General features: G+C 70.7%; 13 protein-coding genes and 1 pseudogene. 4 read left to right on the top strand and 10 right to left on the bottom strand.

Annotated elements, in window-relative coordinates; genetic code table 11:
* Positions 1 to 23: 23 nt before the first annotated feature.
* The 7 genes from ACFOY2_RS37660 to ACFOY2_RS37630 form a co-directional block, all read right to left on the bottom strand.
* The gene (locus ACFOY2_RS37660) at positions 24 to 2,849 is read right to left on the bottom strand and encodes a BTAD domain-containing putative transcriptional regulator (RefSeq protein ID WP_379532893.1); all 2,826 of its coding nucleotides are present in this window, start codon (positions 2,847 to 2,849) and stop codon (positions 24 to 26) included.
* Between the two features lie 7 nt (positions 2,850 to 2,856).
* Positions 2,857 to 3,597: an isocitrate lyase/PEP mutase family protein gene (locus ACFOY2_RS37655; protein WP_379532892.1), complete on the bottom strand. Its 741-nt coding sequence runs from the start codon at positions 3,595 to 3,597 to the stop codon at positions 2,857 to 2,859.
* On the bottom strand, positions 3,594 to 4,307 hold the full coding sequence (locus ACFOY2_RS37650) for a hypothetical protein (RefSeq protein ID WP_379532891.1): 714 nt from the start codon (positions 4,305 to 4,307) through the stop codon (positions 3,594 to 3,596). Before ACFOY2_RS37650 ends, ACFOY2_RS37655 begins: the two co-directional genes overlap by 4 nt.
* 52 nt (positions 4,308 to 4,359) lie before the next feature.
* On the bottom strand, positions 4,360 to 5,031 hold the full coding sequence (locus ACFOY2_RS37645; protein ID WP_379532890.1) for a DUF998 domain-containing protein: 672 nt from the start codon (positions 5,029 to 5,031) through the stop codon (positions 4,360 to 4,362).
* On the bottom strand, positions 5,028 to 6,239 hold the full coding sequence (locus ACFOY2_RS37640; RefSeq protein WP_379532889.1) for a glycosyltransferase: 1,212 nt from the start codon (positions 6,237 to 6,239) through the stop codon (positions 5,028 to 5,030). The genes ACFOY2_RS37645 and ACFOY2_RS37640 overlap by 4 nt, the downstream gene beginning before the upstream one ends.
* 79 nt (positions 6,240 to 6,318) lie before the next feature.
* Positions 6,319 to 7,131, bottom strand: coding sequence for a DMT family transporter (locus tag ACFOY2_RS37635; RefSeq protein ID WP_379532888.1), 813 nt, complete (start codon positions 7,129 to 7,131; stop codon positions 6,319 to 6,321).
* Positions 7,132 to 7,167: 36 nt separating this feature from the next.
* Complete coding sequence (locus ACFOY2_RS37630; protein ID WP_379532887.1) at positions 7,168 to 7,785, bottom strand: DedA family protein; 618 nt, start codon at positions 7,783 to 7,785, stop codon at positions 7,168 to 7,170.
* A gap of 392 nt (positions 7,786 to 8,177) precedes the next feature.
* Between ACFOY2_RS37630 and ACFOY2_RS37625 the strand changes: the two genes are divergently transcribed.
* Together ACFOY2_RS37625 and ACFOY2_RS37620 are read left to right on the top strand one after the other, a co-directional pair.
* Positions 8,178 to 9,353 (top strand): sensor histidine kinase, encoded by a 1,176-nt coding sequence (locus ACFOY2_RS37625; RefSeq protein ID WP_379532886.1) that lies wholly within the window; start codon positions 8,178 to 8,180, stop codon positions 9,351 to 9,353.
* 16 nt (positions 9,354 to 9,369) lie between these two features.
* The gene (locus ACFOY2_RS37620; protein WP_379532885.1) at positions 9,370 to 10,323 is read left to right on the top strand and encodes a hypothetical protein; all 954 of its coding nucleotides are present in this window, start codon (positions 9,370 to 9,372) and stop codon (positions 10,321 to 10,323) included.
* On the opposite strand, the gene ACFOY2_RS37615 is transcribed toward ACFOY2_RS37620, so the two are convergent.
* Together ACFOY2_RS37615 and leuE are read right to left on the bottom strand one after the other, a co-directional pair.
* Positions 10,231 to 10,872: a VC0807 family protein gene (locus ACFOY2_RS37615; protein WP_379532884.1), complete on the bottom strand. Its 642-nt coding sequence runs from the start codon at positions 10,870 to 10,872 to the stop codon at positions 10,231 to 10,233. The two genes, ACFOY2_RS37620 and ACFOY2_RS37615, sit on opposite strands and share 93 nt — an antisense overlap.
* Positions 10,873 to 11,085: 213 nt before the next feature.
* Positions 11,086 to 11,739 carry a leucine efflux protein LeuE gene (gene leuE / locus ACFOY2_RS37610; protein ID WP_379532883.1) on the bottom strand — a complete coding sequence of 218 codons (654 nt, stop codon included), beginning with the start codon at positions 11,737 to 11,739 and terminating at the stop codon, positions 11,086 to 11,088.
* 573 nt (positions 11,740 to 12,312) lie between these two features.
* Between leuE and ACFOY2_RS37605 the strand changes: the two genes are divergently transcribed.
* Positions 12,313 to 13,704: a cellulase family glycosylhydrolase gene (locus tag ACFOY2_RS37605; RefSeq protein ID WP_379532882.1), complete on the top strand. Its 1,392-nt coding sequence runs from the start codon at positions 12,313 to 12,315 to the stop codon at positions 13,702 to 13,704.
* Between the two features lie 240 nt (positions 13,705 to 13,944).
* Here the strand turns inward: ACFOY2_RS37605 and ACFOY2_RS37600 are convergent.
* Positions 13,945 to 14,144: pseudogene (locus ACFOY2_RS37600) on the bottom strand (ATP-binding cassette domain-containing protein); the annotation flags it as partial.
* Between the two features lie 150 nt (positions 14,145 to 14,294).
* Between ACFOY2_RS37600 and ACFOY2_RS37595 the strand changes: the two are divergent.
* Positions 14,295 to 15,741 (top strand): M14 family metallopeptidase (locus tag ACFOY2_RS37595; protein WP_379532881.1); only part of this gene is annotated, 1,447 nt, incomplete at its 3' end.

The raw sequence follows: 15,741 nt of genomic DNA, 5'->3' as shown, positions 1-15,741 counted from the left end.
CCGGTCTGCCCCGCCGGGACGGTCTACCGCTCGCCGGCCATCCTGCCGGCCTCGGCCAGGCCGGCGCTGATGCGGTTGCGGGTCTCCCTGACGCTGTACCAGTCGCCTGGGCACACCTCGTCGGCCCAGGTCAGGAGCGCGCGCCCCTCGTCCAGCTCGCCGCGGGACAGCGCGATCTCGCCCATGCCGCAGTACGCCCAGGCCAGGATCTCCGTGGAGCCGTTGCGCCGCGACAGCTCGGCCGCGGGCCTGTAGTCGGTCAGGGCTCCGGCCGCGTCGCCCAGGCTGAGCAGGGCGTCCGCCCGCCGGCACAGGCTCTCGGCGATCTCCGTCGTGGCGCCCAGCTCGCGAGCCAGCGTCAGCGCCTCGTCGGCCAGCGCGTGCGCGGTGGCGTAGTCGCCCAGCTCCTGGTGGAGGGCGCCGAGCCCGGACACCGCGAGCACGGATCCCCAGCGCTCGCCGATGGCCTTGAACTCCGTGATGCTCTGCTGGAACTGGGCGATGGACTGGTCGGTTCGGCCCATGGCCTGAAGGGAGAACGCCGTGCCGCTGTTGGCCAGCGCCCGCAGCCATGGCGGAAGGAGGTGGACTCTCGCCTTGACCTCCTCGTAGACGGCCTCGAAGTCGCTGGGGGGACCCGTGAACATGGACAGCAGCATCATCAGGAACTCGACCCGCTCGGGCACGTGGTAGATCGGCAGCAGTTCCCGCAGCTCGCTCAGACGGCCGCGCAGCGTGTCGTCGGTGTCTCCCTTCCAGGCGCTGACGAGCACGCACATGGCGTACTCCTCTTCCCTGCCCTCGAACCGGGTGGGGCCGAGCGCGGTCAGCAGGTCGGCGGCCAGGTCGGCGCTGGTGGTGCGGTGGCCGCGCATCCACCAGTAGCAGGTGACGTGGGCCAGCAGCCGCATCCCCAGTTCGAGCTGCCCCGACTCGGTCGCCCAGCGCACCGCCGCGCTGAGGTCGGCGCTCTCCTCATCGAGCTTTTCCAGCCATTGGAGCTGTTCGTCGGTGCGCAGCCGAGGGTCGGTCGCGAGGACCAGGTCGAGGTAGTAGCCGGTGTGCGCGTCGCGGAGCGCGGCGACCTCGCCCGACTCCGCCAGCCGTTCGGCGCAGAAGGCCCTGATCGTGTCGAGCATGCGGTAGCGGCCGTCGACCACCTCGACCAGCGACTTCTCCGTCAGCGAGAACAGGATCTCCTCCGGCAGCCCGCACACCCGCTCGGCCGCCTCAGGCCGTGCCCCGCCCACGAACACGGTCAGCCTTCTGGCCATCCGCTGCTCGTCTTCGTCCAGCAGGTCCCAGCTCCACGCGACGACCGCGTGCAGGGTCTGGTGGCGGGGCAGCGCCGTCCTGCTGCCGCGCGTCAGCAGCCTGAACAGGTCGTCCAGCCGGGCCGCGATGTCGGGGACCGACAGCGTGCGCAGCCGCGCCGCGGCCAGTTCGATGGCCAGCGGCAGCCCGTCGAGCGCCCGGCAGATGCGCACGACGTGCGCGGCGTTGTCCGAGGTCACGGCGAAGCCCTGCTGGACGGAGGCCGCCCGGTCGGCGAACAGCCGGACCGCCGCGTACTCCAGCGGGTCGTCGGCATCAGGCGGCGGCAGCCGCAGCGGCGAGACCGGCATGATGGACTCGCCGGTGATGCCGAGCGCCTCGCGCCCGGTCGCCAGCACCCGCAGGTTGGGGCAGGAGGCCAGCAGCAGGTCCGTCAGCTCGGCCGTGGTGGCGATGAGATGTTCGCAGTTGTCCAGGACCAGCAGCAGCTTGCGGTCGGCCAGGGCGGCGAGCAGCCGGGTGAGCGGCTCCACGACCCTTCTGTCGGGGTTGTGCAGTGTGCCGTCGCGGATGTCGAGCGCCGCCAGCACGGCCCTGGGCACGTCGGCCTCGTCGGTGACCGGCGCGAGCGGCACGAAGCACACGTCGCCGGGCGCCCGCTCGGCGGCCTCGATGGCCAGCCGGGTCTTGCCCGCGCCGCCGGGGCCGATCAGCGTGACCAGCCTGTTCGCCGAGAGCCTGGCGCCGAGCTGCGCCAGCTCCTCGCCCCTGCCGACGAACGTGGTGAGCTGGGCCCGCAGCCCCTGCCGCGAACGCGGGCCGCTGTCCGACGCGGACGGCGCGCCGAGCGCCGGGTCGGCCCGCAGCACGGCCAGGTGCGCTGCGGCCAGCTCGGCCCCGGGCTCGACGCCCAGCTCGTCGTCCAGCAGTTTCCTGGCCTCGTCGTAGACGGTCAGCGCCTCGGCCTGGCGGCCGCTGCCGTACAGGGCGAGCATGAGCTGGGCGCGCGGCCGCTCGCGCAGCGGGTGGGCGGCGGTGAGCTGGCGCAGCTCGGCGACCAGCTCGCGGTGCCGGCCGAGATCGAGGTCGGCCTGTACCCGGTCTTCCGTGGCGACCAGCCGCAGCTCCTCCAGCGCCGCCGCCGGGGCTTCTGCGTGCGGCGCGTCGGACAGCGGCCGGCCCCGCCACAGCTCCAGCGCCTCGCGCAGCAGCGCGGCGGCCCGGCCGGGGTCGCCGCCGGCCAGGGCCTGCCTGCCCGACCGGGCCAGCAGCTCGAACCTGCGGGCGTCCACCTCCTGCGGATCGGCGACCAGGCGGTACCCGGCCGGATGGAACTCCACCAGGTCCCTGCCCAGCGACCTGCGCAACCTGGACACCTGCGACTGCAACGCGTTGGCCACGCCCTCAGGGGGGCGGGCGCCGTACATGCCGTCCACGAGTTGCTCCGCGCCGACGATACGGCCGGCGTGCAGGGCGAGCAGCGTCAGCAGGGCGCGTACGCGGGGGCCGCCGAGGGCCACCGGTTCGCCGTCCTCGCCCAGAACGGTAGTGGGCCCGAGGATCTGGAAGCGCATGTCTCGATTATCGCGGCAACCTTGCCACGGTCTCCTGATAAGTAGGCAGCCGGGGTGTGGGCTTGCCCTGGATCTCCAGCACCGCCGCCAGCGCTCCCCTGAGCGCGGCCCGATAGAGCAGCGAGCCGGTGCTCACCCTGGCCACGCCCGCCGCGGCGAGGAGCGCCAGCGTGGGGCCGCCCGGCTGGTAGAGCACGTTGAGCGGCAGCGGCGTGAGCGCCGCCAGCTCCGCGATCTCGTCGAGATCGCTCAGCCCCGGCACGAAGATCCCGTCAGCGTGGCCGTAGGCGCGCACGCGTTCCCGCGTGTCGCCGGTCTTCAGCCAGCACGTGTCGGTACGGGCGTTGACGAACACGCCGTGCCCCTTGGCGGCCTCGATGATCCGCTGATGGAGCTCGATCGGGCGCAGCGTGCCGTCGGGGCGGCCGTCCTCCAGGTTGACCCCCGCGACTCCGAGCGCGGACAGGCCCGCCACCAGGTCGGACACCTCGGCGGGGTCGTCGCTGAAACCGCCCTCGACGTCGACGCTGAGCATGACCCCCAGGTCCTTGAGCGACTCGGCCAGCTCGATGGTCTCGGCCCTGGTCGCGCCGGCCGCGTCCGGCTTGCCGTACACGGCGGCCACGCCGAGGCTCGTCGTGGCGATCGCCGGGAACCCCTGCCCGGCCAGGAACGCGGCCGAGCCGTAGTCCCAGGCGTTCGGCAGCAGCAGCGGATCGCCCGGTCGGTGCAGGTCGTGGAAGTTCATCGATGGCTCCCGTCGAGCAGTGCTTCGAGTACGCCCGCGGCCAGGGCGAGCGCGTGGTCGGGCGCCGGGCAGGGGCGCAGGCCGTAGCCGAAGGTCAGATGCGGCAGGTCGGCGTCGCGGTTGGCGGCCACCAGGTCGATCGTCACCTCGTCGCCGGTGCGGGTGTCGAGCCTGCGGGTGGCCTTGAGCGGCGGGTCCAGCGTGAGCGTCTCGTGCAGCAGGGCGTCCACGTCGTCCCCGGGAGCGGCGTGGCTCAGCGCGGTCTCGATGAGCGCCTCGGTGGCGGTGTGCGCCTGCAGGAGCAGCGTGATCGCCGGCAGGTCGGCCACCTTGAGCAGCTCGGCCACGGCGGCGTCGGCCTGCGGGCTCTCCTCACCGGACAGGTAGCCGGAGGCGGCGGCGGGCACGGCCCGGGTCTGCGGCACTCCGAGCGCGGCGGCGAGCACGTCCGTGGGCACGCCTCGCCAGTCGCCGTCACGTTCGCCGGTCATGGCCCTGGCGGCCGGTCTCAGCTCGGCGGGGTTCACGTGGGCCAGCCGATCGGTGACCAGGCGGCGCCGCTCGGCGTGCGTCTGGCCGCTGCTGAAGCGCGACACGTGCGCGCGCAGCCAGGCGAGCGTTCCCTCCCGGCCGTCCTGGCGGACGGGAGGCGGCACGTACCTGCTGTCGGAGAGCAGCGCTCGAGCCTGTGAATGGCGGGTGATGAGCATGCTTTCACGCTATGACCTGGACCTTTCGCCAGTGGTCGAAGTGTGCGCGGGCTCAGGCGGCCAGTTGCTCCGGCAGGTCGGGCTCGGCGGACTCGGCCGGTGTCGCCGCCGTCCGCGTTGTGGGCCTCGTCTGGTACGTCGCCAGCGCCATGACCGTGATCAGCACCATCTCGGCCAGCACCACCCCCCGTTCCAGCAGCCCGTAGTAGGCGTCGCCCGCCATCCACGGCGAAGTGAAAGAGGCAGGGTGGGCCGCCAGGTACACCGCCAGCGTCACCGCCGAGGTCACGCTCATGGCCTTGACCGCGTTCCAGCGCGGCGACCTGGCCCGGCCCCTGGCCAGGGTCCAGCCCGCGACCGGCAGCGAGGTGAAGAAGAGCGCCGCCGCCCAGCGGTGGATCTCGCCGGTCAGCGAGTCGACGTCCGAGGAGGCGGGATCGGTCGGGAAGATCGCGCTCATCATCAGCCCCGCCGCCCCGGCCAGCAGCAGCACCCGCGTGGCGGCGCTGCGCGACGGCTCGATCAACGACAGGCCGTAGGCCAGGCACAGGCACGCCGCCGCCAGCGCCAGCATGCCGATCACCACCGGCACCAGCCCGCCCGGCACCAGCGCGTAGTCACTGAGCAGTGTCTGCGCCGGCAGGGCCACCTCCGCGTACGTCAACGCGCCCACGGAAGCCACCGTGCCGAACACCGCGCCCCAGGCGCACTGTCGAGGGGTCATCGGGTCACCTCATCGTAGATACGCTCGAACCGGGCGAGCGATGACTGGTCGTCGTGGGTGAGCGCCAGCTCCCTGCTGGCCTTGCCGAGCCTGGTACGCAGGCCGTCGTCGGTGAGGATGGCCGTCAGGTGCCTGCCCAGGGAGACCACGTCGCCCGGCTGGAACAGGTAGCCGTTGTCCTCCACGAGGTGCGGCAGCGCCATCGCGTCCGCGGCCACCACCGGCAGCCCGGTCGCCATGGCCTCCAGCGTGGCGATGCTCTGCAGCTCGGCGACGCCGGGCATGGCGAACACGTCGGCGGCGGCGTACGCCTGCGGCATGTTCTCGTCGGGCACGAAGCCGAGGAAGAAGACCCGCTCGCCCACGCCGATGCGGCTCGCCAGCCGCTCCAGCTCGGCCCGCTGGTTGCCCTTGCCGACGAACGCCACCTGGGCGTCGGCCTCGTTGAGCACGAGCGGCAGCGCGCGGACGATCTCGTCCAGGCGCTTCTCCTCGTCGAGCCGGCCGACGAACAGGATGGTGTGCCGGTCGGGCAGGTCGAACAGCTTGCGGGCCCAGGCCTTCGGCTCGGCGTGCGGGTGGAACCTGGTCAGGTCGATCCCGCAGGAGACCGGCTCGACGTTGCGGGGGAAGCCCTGGTCGGTCAGGAGCTTGGCGGCCAGCGGCGTCGGGGTGGTGATGTGGTCGGCCCTGTTGAAGATCCGGCTGAAGTCGCGCCAGGCCAGTTGGCCCGCCCGCCGGCGCAGCCGCTCGGGGATGTGGGCGAACTGGAAGAGGTTGTCGGGCATGAAGTGGTTGGTGGCCACGATGGGCACCCCGGCGCGGCGGGCGGCCGACATGGCGGCCCGGCCGACCACGAAGTGGCCCTGGGTGTGCAGCACGTCGGGGTTGATGTCGGTGATCAGCCGGTGCAGCCTGGTCGGAACCGTGATCCGCATGGTCGGGTGGACCAGCGACGGCGCCGAGCGCAGCCGGTGCACGACCACTCCGTCGACCACGTCGGCGCTGGCGGGGCCGGCGTCCGACTGGCAGATCACGTGCACCTCGTTGCCGCGCGCGGCCAGGCCGGTGGCCAGGCGATGGGTGAAGTACGCGGCGCCGTTCACGTCGGGTGGATAGGTGTCGCTCGAGATCAGGACGCGGCGGGGACGCTCGGGGGCGGGGGACAGACCGGTACGGTTCTTGACACTGTGCAGAGGCATGGCCATGACGGTGACTCCGATTTCACAAGGGGACCCGGCCGGGGGAGGACCGGAAGAAGAACAGGGGAGGTCGAGTAGGGGGAGGTCAGGCGGTGTCGTTGCGGGCCTCCAGCGGGCTGGTGCGCGCCAGGGCGACGGTGCCCGCGGCGGTCAGCGCCGCCGCCGCGACCGGCACGATTCCGCTGGGCAGCGGCTCGCCGAGCAGCAGCGCGCCGAACGCCACCGCCGTCAGCGGGTCGGCGATCTGCAGCGAGGCGAACGAGACGCCGAAGTGCCCGACGGCGTAGGCCCGCTGGAGCATCACCAGCGCCAGCAGGGCGGGCAGCGGCAGCGCCAGCAGGTACCACCAGTTCCATGCGCCGTCCACCAGCACGCGCATGAGCGTGGCGGTGGCGCCGTACAGCACGCCGGAGCTGGTCGCCAGCAGGGCCGCCCGGCCCGCGGGCGAGGCCGCCTTGGAGCCGGCCCACAGCAGCACCGCCGCGACGCCGGCCACCCCGAGCAGCGTGAGCACGCCGTTCGGGCTGAGGTAGGTGGGACCGTCCGACTCGGGGACCAGCAGGACGAGCCCGATGAGCCCGACGGCCACCACGGCCGCCGCGTACAGCTCCCTGCGCGAGGGCTTGCGGCCGTGCAGCGCGGCCGCCAGCGGCAGGGCGAACAGCAGGCTGGCCACGCCCATCGGCTGCACGATGGTCAGCGGGCCGAGCCCGAGCGCGACGATGTGCAGACCGCCACCCGCCAGGATGGAGGCGCCGCCGAGCAGCCAGCGCGGCTTGCGCAGCAGGGCCAGAAATCCGGGCTTGGTCGATTCGACCGCCTCGAACTGCTGCAGGGCGGCCCCGAGCGCGAAGAACAGCGAACCGACCAGGGCGATCACCGCGGCCAGCACAGTCATGCGCACTCCTTTCAGACGGATAGTTGCCAGATAGGGTCAAACGGACGTGTCCGCAGGAAGACGATCCGAAGAAGCCTGGGTGGCGCGTCGCTTCCTGATCCACCTCACGAGCTCCACGAGCCCCGTGATGGACAGCGCGATCCCCAGACCCAGCAGCAGGCCCTTGATCGGGTCGTTCTCGAAAGCCATTCCGCCGAAGAAGCCGATCAGCCCGGAGTACACGGCCCACGAGCCGGCGGCGATCGCGTCGAAGAAGGTGAACGAGCGCAGCGGGTACCGCACCGCGCCCATGGTCAGCGTGGTCGCGGTACGTCCACCCGGGATGTACCTGGCCACGACGAGCACGAGGCCGCCCCGCTCGGTCAGCGCGTTGCGCGCCCAGACGAACGCCTTCTTGTCACGCAGCCTGCGTCCGGACTTTTTGCCGATGAAATAGGAGATGTGGTCGCCCGCGAACGCGCCGAGTGCCGCGACCACGATGACCAGGGCCAGGTTCGTCTCGCCCGACGCGGCGAAGACCGCCGCCGTGATCACCGCCGTCTCGGCCGGCACGATCGGGAAGAACCCGTCGAGCAGCGCCAGGGCGAACAGCGCCACGTACAACCAGGGCGAGGACATCACCTGCTGGACCAGGTCGAGAATGGCGTGCGACATCAGCGTCTACTCCGATCGTTGGGGCACCCACCTAAGCGTGAATGCGAGCGACGTACGGGAACATCGGGGATGCCCCCGGTCGAACGCGGACCCTTCCCTTACGCAGGTCAGGGCCGGTACCCCATGAAGGTAGAAACACCGCTGCTCACGGCACATCGGACGATCGGCACACACCACCCCCGACTTTCGTCGGGGTCAGAAATGCGCCTTCCGCTTGACATCATTGATTCAATCGGTTTGACCAGGCGAAAACAGGAGTGTGAGTAGGCGCTTTCGAGGTGGGGTTAGCACCACCCTGGCCGCTCGATTCCGCCCTACCCTGACTTTCGTCAGGGTAGTCTCCTGCCTTCGGATGGGGGTGGCTCCTCCCCAGGGTGGATAACGTCGGTGCCGTGAAGCAGCTACGCAGAGAGAACGGCCGTCAGGTCGGCTACGACGTCCTGCTCTGGATCGTGCTCTGCGCGGCCATCTGCGCGATGGGGCCCCTTCCGTTCGCCGACCCGGCCGGGTTCGGCACGGTGACCGCGCCCAGGCTCGCGCTCGGCACGGTCGCGGTGCTGGTCGGCAGGCGCCGGCCGCTGGCCGCGCTGGTGCTGCTGCTGCCGCTCGGGCCGTGGAGCTTCAGCGAGGGGTTCGCGACGGTGGACCTGACCTGGCTGCTGCCCAGGCGCGACGTCAAGATCCTCCCGTTGCTGGCCACGTCCCCGTTCGTCGTCTGGTACGCCTATCTCACCGGCCGCCGGCTGAGCGGGCTGCGCCCTGCCCTGGTCGCGTTCTGCCTGATCGCGGCCGTCGGCGTGGCCATGGTGCTGGACAGCGGCGGCGACCTGGCCCTGTGGGTGTCCATGATCACCGCACTGGCCGGCACCTATGTCGTGCCGTACCTGCTGGGGCTGCTGCGGCGCAGGCTGCTGCTGCAGCGCCGGCAGGCCAGGTTGTCGGCGGAGGCGCAGGCCAGGCTGCGCGAGCGGGCCAGGATCGCGCGGGAGATGCACGACTCGCTCGGCCACGACCTGGCCCTGATCGCGGTCAGGGCCGCCGGGCTGGAGTTGTCCGCCGGCCTCCACGAGGCGCAGGTCAAGGCGGCCGGCGAGCTGCGGCTGGCGGCGGCGGACGCCACAGAACGGCTGCGCCAGATCATCGGGCTGCTGCGCGACGACTCCGATGCGCCGCCGCTGGCCCCCGTGCACGAGGACGTGGCCGAGCTGGTACGCCGGGCCGGCGACTCGGGCATGCCGATCACCCTGGACCTGGTCCCAGGACCGGTGCCGGAGCTGGCCCACGCCGTCGTGCAGGAGGGCCTCACGAACGCCGCCAAGCACGCACCCGGCGCCGCCGTGGAGGTCTCGGTCCGCGCGGACCGCGTGGTCGTGCGCAACGGCCCGGCACGCTCGCGGCCGATCGCGCGGCCGGGCGGCCTGGGGCTGGCGGGCCTGCGCGAACGCGTCCGGCTGGCGGGCGGCACGCTGGGCGCGGGGCCGGTGGGCGGCGGCTTCGAGCTGGCCGTCGACCTCCCCCGCCAGGGGGAGGAGCATCCCCGCCGCTCGGGAGGGCAGCGGGCCTCCTGAGCGCGAGGCTCGGAACATGACTGAACAGGTAAAGGGGATCGGCCGCGTCACCGCCGCGCTCGTCGCGATCGCGGCCATGCTGCCCTACCTCACGCTGAAAGTGCTCTGGCTGACCGGCAGCTCCATCGGGGTCACCGATCCCGGCCTGATGCGCGAGTCGACCATGGTCGGGCTCAACGCGATGACGTTCGGCATGGACGCGGTGGCGCTGGTGCTGGCGCTGGCGTTCAGCATGCGGTGGGGGCTGCGGCTGCCCGCCTGGCTGGTGCTGCTGCCGCTCTGGGTGGGCACCGGGCTGCTGGCGGTGGTGGCCGTCGCCGCGTCGCTGGCCCTGCTGGTGGGCGGGCCGGCGGTGTTCGCCGGCGGCGGTCCCATCCAGCCGTGGGTCTACATGATGGTCTACGGCGGGTTCGTGGGCCAGGCGGCCGGGCTCACCACGGCCTTCGTCCTCTACGCGCGCGCCCGGTGGCCGAGGGTGCTCACGCGGCCGTTCACCGGGCCTCGCCGCTCCTTCCACGACGTCGTGGCCTGGGGCGCGCTGGTGGTGGCGGCGCCGGTCGGCGGGACGTGGCTGGCCTGGGCGGTGGGCGCGCCCTCGACCCAGGCGATCCAGGGCGTCCTGCGGGGCCTGCTCGCGATCGGCGGGGCCGCCGCGCTCGTCGTCCTCGTCCGGCGGCGCGGCCGGGCGCGCACGTTCGCGGTGGCCTGGCTCGGCTCCGGCTCGCTGTTCGCGAACGGGCTCTACTCGACGATCGTCAGGCTGGTCGGCGGGCCGCTGGTCGGCGGGCCCACGGGCGCTGCGGACCTCGTGTCGTTGTTCGGCATGCTGACCGGGCTGGTCATGGGGATGTGCGGGGCGTTCCTGCTGGCCGAACGGTCAGGCGTGGGCGACGTGCAGCCGGCGCAGGAGCCGCTTGAAGGCGAAGATCGAGAACGTGATCGCCAGCCCGCTGATCACCGCGACGGCTGAGGTCCGCAGCACCATGAACGAGGTCAGCGACCCGGCCAGCGACTCGTAGACGGCCAGCGCGATGCTCAGCGTCGAGTTCATCAGCAGCACGAACGCCCACAGCAGGGTGATCCTGGCGAAGAAGCGGCGTACCCGCTCGTGCTTGAGCACCGCCGACGGCAGGTGGATGTAGTCGAGCGTGAGCTTCTGCACGATCGGCCTGTTGAGCCGGACGGAGGCCAGGAAGGCCATGCTGATGCAGATGGTGCCCAACTCGGGCTGGATGAAGTACCACATCCACGTGCCGGTCCAGAACCCGACGATCGCGCGGACGGTGATCGCGAACGCGGCCAGATACATGGTCGCGGGCACCTTGACCCGCCTGATCAGCCGCCAGGCCACTCCGAGGTAGACCCAGGCGACGGTGGCGACGAGCGCCCCCTTGAACTCGAGGATCATCAGGGCCAGGTAGAACACCGCCAGTGGGGCCACGACGCCTTCGAGCAGCCTGGGGGCCGCCTGCCGGGCCAGAGCGGTGAGGCGTGGAATGGTTACTGGAGGGTGACTCAAGGCTGCTCCGCAGATAGGCCGACGATCAGCGGCTACCCGGGTTCCGGGGGACCAGGCTTACCAGATGGAACGCTCGCGGTAACAGAACGGCATCATCGCCGTCACGGGAAGCACGCCGGTGGCCTACCGTACCCGAGCGACGTCGATGCGACCGCCTCTTTTGACACGTTCCATCTGTCACCAACCAAACCAGCAGGGCCTTGAACCAGGCTTTCAGCCGAGTGACGTGGTCGCCAGCTTCGCCCCGAACCCCACGAAGAGCGCCCCGACACCGGAGGTCAGCCCCGCGCTGAGCCTGTTGTGGCGGCGGAACTGGGCGGCCAGGAACGTGCCCCCGAAGATCAGCGCCGTCAGGTAGAAGAAGCTGAAAAGCTGGATCACCGCGCCCAGGATGAGGAACGACAACGCCGGGGCGGAGTAGCCGGGGTCGACGAACGCGATGAAGAAGGAGACGAAGAACAGGATCGCCTTCGGGTTCAGCAGGCTGATCGTCAGCGCCTTGCGGAACGGGCGCGCCTGGCGTTCGGCCGGCGCCTGCGCTGCCCGGGTGACGGCGGCGCCCGCGCGCCAGGTCTTCCACGCGCCCCTGATCATCTGGAAGCCCATCCAGGCCAGGTAGGCCGCGCCGGCGTACTTGAGGATCGTGAACAGCAGCGGGTTGGAGCGCAGCAGGGACGCGGCTCCCGCGGCGGCCAGCACCATCAGCACGGTGTCACCGAGGAAGACCCCCGCCGCTGCCCGGTAGCCCTGGCGGACGCCGTTCTGGGCGGCGAAGGCGAGGACGTACAGGGAGTTCGGGCCGGGCAGGAGGATGATCAGGAAGGCGCCGATGACGTAGGCCCAGAAATCCGTGATACCGAAGAACACGAAACATCAGAGTATCTCGCCTGGCGGCGGCCTATGTCCTGCTTCACTCCACTTTCTCCAGCCGGACACCCGAACGTCGGCACCTTTCTGGACTCCAGATCCCACGTTCTACCCGTCGCCGAGGGACGCGGCCGGCGCCCCGGAGGAGAAGCCGGCCTACGTCGCCGCCTTCGACCGGACCGCCCAGCGGCCGGACGCGCCGGCCGTCCTCGCCCGGCTGGACCGACCTGCCCAACACCGGCGACGAACTGCGCCGCTTCGGCTGGAACGCCTGCAGCAGCGCCCTGTGCCCTCGTCGTCGCGGGCGTGATCACTCTCGTCCAGACCTTTACTCCTTAATCCCTATGGGTTTACCATGAAATACGTGGACCCGCTCGTTGCGCCGTGGCTGGCGGCGTCATGGGTTCGCTGCGAGGTGAGAACGGTCCGCGCGGCTAGGGGTGGCCGCGCGGACCGTTGTTCATTTGACGGCTAGGGTCAGGATTGGGCCTTGTCTCCAGACAGACATCCGATCTACGCTGCCCATGCTCGTTAGTAAGGTTTCCTAATGAACGAGTAGAGGAGCTCACCCCGATGCATCGATCCATGCGGCTCGCCGTCGTGGCCGCGATCGCCGCCCTCTCGTTACAGGCCGTCCCAGCCCAGGCCGCGACCACGTACGAGGCCGAGAACGCCACCATCTCCCAAGGCGCCGCCGAGTCGAACCACACCGGCTACAGCGGCACCGGCTTCGTCAACTACGACAACACCACGGGCTCGTACGTGGAGTTCGCCGTCGACTCGCCCACGGCGGGACCGGCCACCCTCACCCTCAGGTACGCCAACGGCACCAGCACCAATCGTCCGATGGCCATCGCCGTGAACGGCGCCACCACCGCCAAGGACTTCCCCGGCACCGGCGCCTGGACCACGTGGCAGGACTCCAGCCTCACCACCACGCTCAACGCCGGCGCCAACACCGTGCGCGCCACCGCCACCACCGCGAACGGCGGCCCCAACCTCGACCGCCTGGTCCTCGGCGCGCCGTCCGCCGCCGGCACGCCCGTCCAGGCCAACGGCCAGCTCACGGTGTGCGGGGTCAGGCTCTGCAACCAGAACGGCAAGCAGATCCAGCTGCGCGGCATGAGCTCGCACGGCCTGCAGTGGTACTACCAGTGCCTCAACACCGCCTCACTCGACGCGCTGGCCAATGACTGGAAGGCCGACGTGCTGCGCATCTCCATGTACATCCAGGAGGACGGCTACGAGACCAATCCGCGGCTGTTCACCGACCGCGTCCACAACCTGATCGAGCAGGCGACCGCGCGCGGCATGTACGCCATCATCGACTGGCACATGCTCGACCCCGGCGACCCCAACTACAACCTGTCGCGGGCCAAGACCTTCTTCACCGAGATCGCCCAGCGGCACAACGGCAAGAACAACCTGCTCTACGAGATCGCCAACGAGCCGAGCGGCGTCTCCTGGTCGACCATCAGGAACTACGCCCACCAGATCATCCCCGTGATCAGGCAGTACGACCCCGAGGCGCCGATCATCGTCGGCACCCGCGCCTGGTCCTCGCTCGGCGTCTCCGACGGAGCCACCGAGACCGAGGTGATCAACAACCCGGTCAACGCCGCCAACATCATGTACACCTTCCACTTCTACGCGGCCTCGCACGGCAGCGAGTACCTCAACGCGCTGTCCAGGGCCGCCGACCGCATCCCGATGTTCGTCACGGAGTTCGGCACGCAGGAGTACACCGGCGACGGGTCGAACAACTTCACCAGGTCGCAGCAGTACCTCGACCTGATGGCGCAGAAGAAGATCAGCTGGGTGAACTGGAACTTCTCCGACGACGAGCGCTCGGGTGCCGTCTTCACCGAGGGCACCTGTCCCGGCGGCCCTTACGCGGGCACCTCGCGGCTCAAGCCGGCCGGCGCCTGGATCCGCGACCGCATCCGCACCCCTGACGACTTCTGACCCCTGAACCGGCCGGCCGGGGGGCGAGTGGGGAACCCTGGCCGGCCGCTCAATCCCGTCCTGTCCGGACGCACGGCAAGGTGTGACATGTGCGGATATCCATCCTGGGCCCGCTGGAGGTCGAGGGCGACGGGGGCTCCATCGCGGTCGGCGGCCTCCGGCTGCGCGCGTTGCTGGCCGTGCTGGCGCTCGAAGCCGGGCGCACCGTCACCGCCGAGCACCTGATCGACGCCCTGGACAGTCGAGCCCGCCGACCAGGGCCCGGCCCGCGTCGGGGGAGCCAGGGTGGCCAGAATCCTGACCGCCGTGGTCTTGCCGGCGCCGTTCGGGCCGAGGACGCCGAGCACGGACCCGGTCCTGACCGTCAGGCCGACGCCGTCGAGCGCGGTCTTGTCGCCGTACCTCTTGACGAGCCCTTCTGCTTCGATCGCGTACTTCATGCCCCCGACGGTGCCGGGCCCCGCTGGCATCCGCCTGGCAACGACCTGTCAGCCCGTGAAATTTGGGCCTTTCCTCGGGCAGGCAACCTCTTCACTCTCGGTTCAGGCGCCGCTCACCCCCCCGATCCCGAGCGCCTGAGGAGGACGAAGGTGAAACACCGATTAGTCATCCTGCTCGCCGCCCTCAGCCTGATCAGCCTGACCGGTATGACCGGGGCGGGAGCCTCCGCGGAACCACCGCAGAACAGGCAGTATCGCGTGGAGGGACCGGCGGACGCGCGGCAGCGCAGCGCGGTCGCCGCCACCGGGGCGGCCATCGAGGAGGTGGCCGAGGACTCGGTCCTGGTCACGGCGACGGCGGCCGAGGTCTCCGCCATCAGGCGGCTCGGCTACCGGGTGGCGGAGGTGCCGCGCCCGACATCCCCGTCCGGCGTCGGGACGGCTGACTTCCCGCCGGCGGACTCCGGCTACCACAACTTCGCGGAGATGACCTCGGAGATCAACTCCCTGGTCGCGGCCAACCCCGGCATCATGAGCCAGACCACGTACGGCACCTCCTACGAGGGCAGGCCGCTACGCCTGGTCAAGATCAGCGACAATGTGGGCAGCGACGAGAACGAGGTCGAGGTGCTCTTCACCGCGCACCAGCACGCGCGCGAGCACCTCACGGTCGAGATGGCGCTGTACATCATGCACCTGCTCGCCGACAACTACGGCACGGACGCGAGGATCACGAACCTGGTGAACACCAGGGAGATCTGGATCATGCCGGACCTCAACCCGGACGGCGGCGAGTACGACATCGCCACCGGCAGCTACCGTTCCTGGCGCAAGAACCGGCAGCCGAACTCCGGCTCCTCGTCCGTCGGCACCGACCTCAACCGCAACTGGGCCTACAACTGGGGTTGCTGCAACGGCTCGTCCGGCTCGACCTCCAGCGAGACCTACCGCGGCGCGAGCGCCGAGTCGGCCCCCGAGGTGAAGGCGGCGGCCAACTGGGTGCGCAGCCGCGTGGTCGGCGGCGTGCAGCAGCTCAAGTCGCACATCGACTGGCACACCTACAGCGAGCTGATCCTGTGGCCGTACGGCTACACCTTCAACGACACCGCCCCCGGCCTGACCCAGGACGACAGGGACGCCCACGCCACACTCGGCCAGAACATGGCCGCCACCAACGGCTACACGCCCGAGCAGGCCAGCGACCTCTACATCACCGACGGGACCATCGACGACTGGATGTGGGGCGTCTACAAGATCTTCAGCTTCACGTTCGAGATGTACCCGACCGGCTCCAACCCCGGTTTCTACCCGCCGGACGAGCAGATCGTCCCGCAGACGACCCGCAACAGGGAGGCCGTGCTCCGCTTCCTCGAATACTCCGACTGCGTCTACCGGATCATCGGCAAGGAGGCGCAGTACTGCGGCACCGGCAACCCGCCGGTCACCGTCTACTCCGACACCTTCGAGTCGGCGGGCAACTGGACGACGAACCCGGGCGGCACCGACACCGCCACCTCGGGTCAGTGGGAGCGCGGCGACCCCGAGGCCACCACGTCCTCGGGCGCCAAGCAGCTCGGCACCACGGTCAGCGGTTCGA

The sequence above is a fragment of the Nonomuraea purpurea genome, from assembly GCF_042650645.1.
GTDB classification, from domain to species: domain Bacteria; phylum Actinomycetota; class Actinomycetes; order Streptosporangiales; family Streptosporangiaceae; genus Nonomuraea; species Nonomuraea purpurea.
Note: the sequence above shows the minus strand (reverse complement) of the source record. Positions and strands in the feature narration are given on the sequence as shown.

Bases quoted from the DNA above. Each gene is read 5' to 3' on its own strand.
- ACFOY2_RS37635 (WP_379532888.1), bottom strand. From the start codon at position 7,131: ATGACTGTGCTGGCCGCGGTGATCGCCCTGGTCGGTTCGCTGTTCTTC.
- ACFOY2_RS37605 (WP_379532882.1), top strand. From the start codon at position 12,313: ATGCATCGATCCATGCGGCTCGCCGTCGTGGCCGCGATCGCCGCCCTC.
- ACFOY2_RS37620 (WP_379532885.1), top strand. From the start codon at position 9,370: ATGACTGAACAGGTAAAGGGGATCGGCCGCGTCACCGCCGCGCTCGTC.
- ACFOY2_RS37650 (WP_379532891.1), bottom strand. From the start codon at position 4,307: ATGCTCATCACCCGCCATTCACAGGCTCGAGCGCTGCTCTCCGACAGC.
- ACFOY2_RS37660 (WP_379532893.1), bottom strand. From the start codon at position 2,849: ATGCGCTTCCAGATCCTCGGGCCCACTACCGTTCTGGGCGAGGACGGC.
- ACFOY2_RS37640 (WP_379532889.1), bottom strand. From the start codon at position 6,239: ATGGCCATGCCTCTGCACAGTGTCAAGAACCGTACCGGTCTGTCCCCC.
- ACFOY2_RS37630 (WP_379532887.1), bottom strand. From the start codon at position 7,785: ATGTCGCACGCCATTCTCGACCTGGTCCAGCAGGTGATGTCCTCGCCC.
- ACFOY2_RS37645 (WP_379532890.1), bottom strand. From the start codon at position 5,031: ATGACCCCTCGACAGTGCGCCTGGGGCGCGGTGTTCGGCACGGTGGCT.
- ACFOY2_RS37655 (WP_379532892.1), bottom strand. From the start codon at position 3,597: ATGAACTTCCACGACCTGCACCGACCGGGCGATCCGCTGCTGCTGCCG.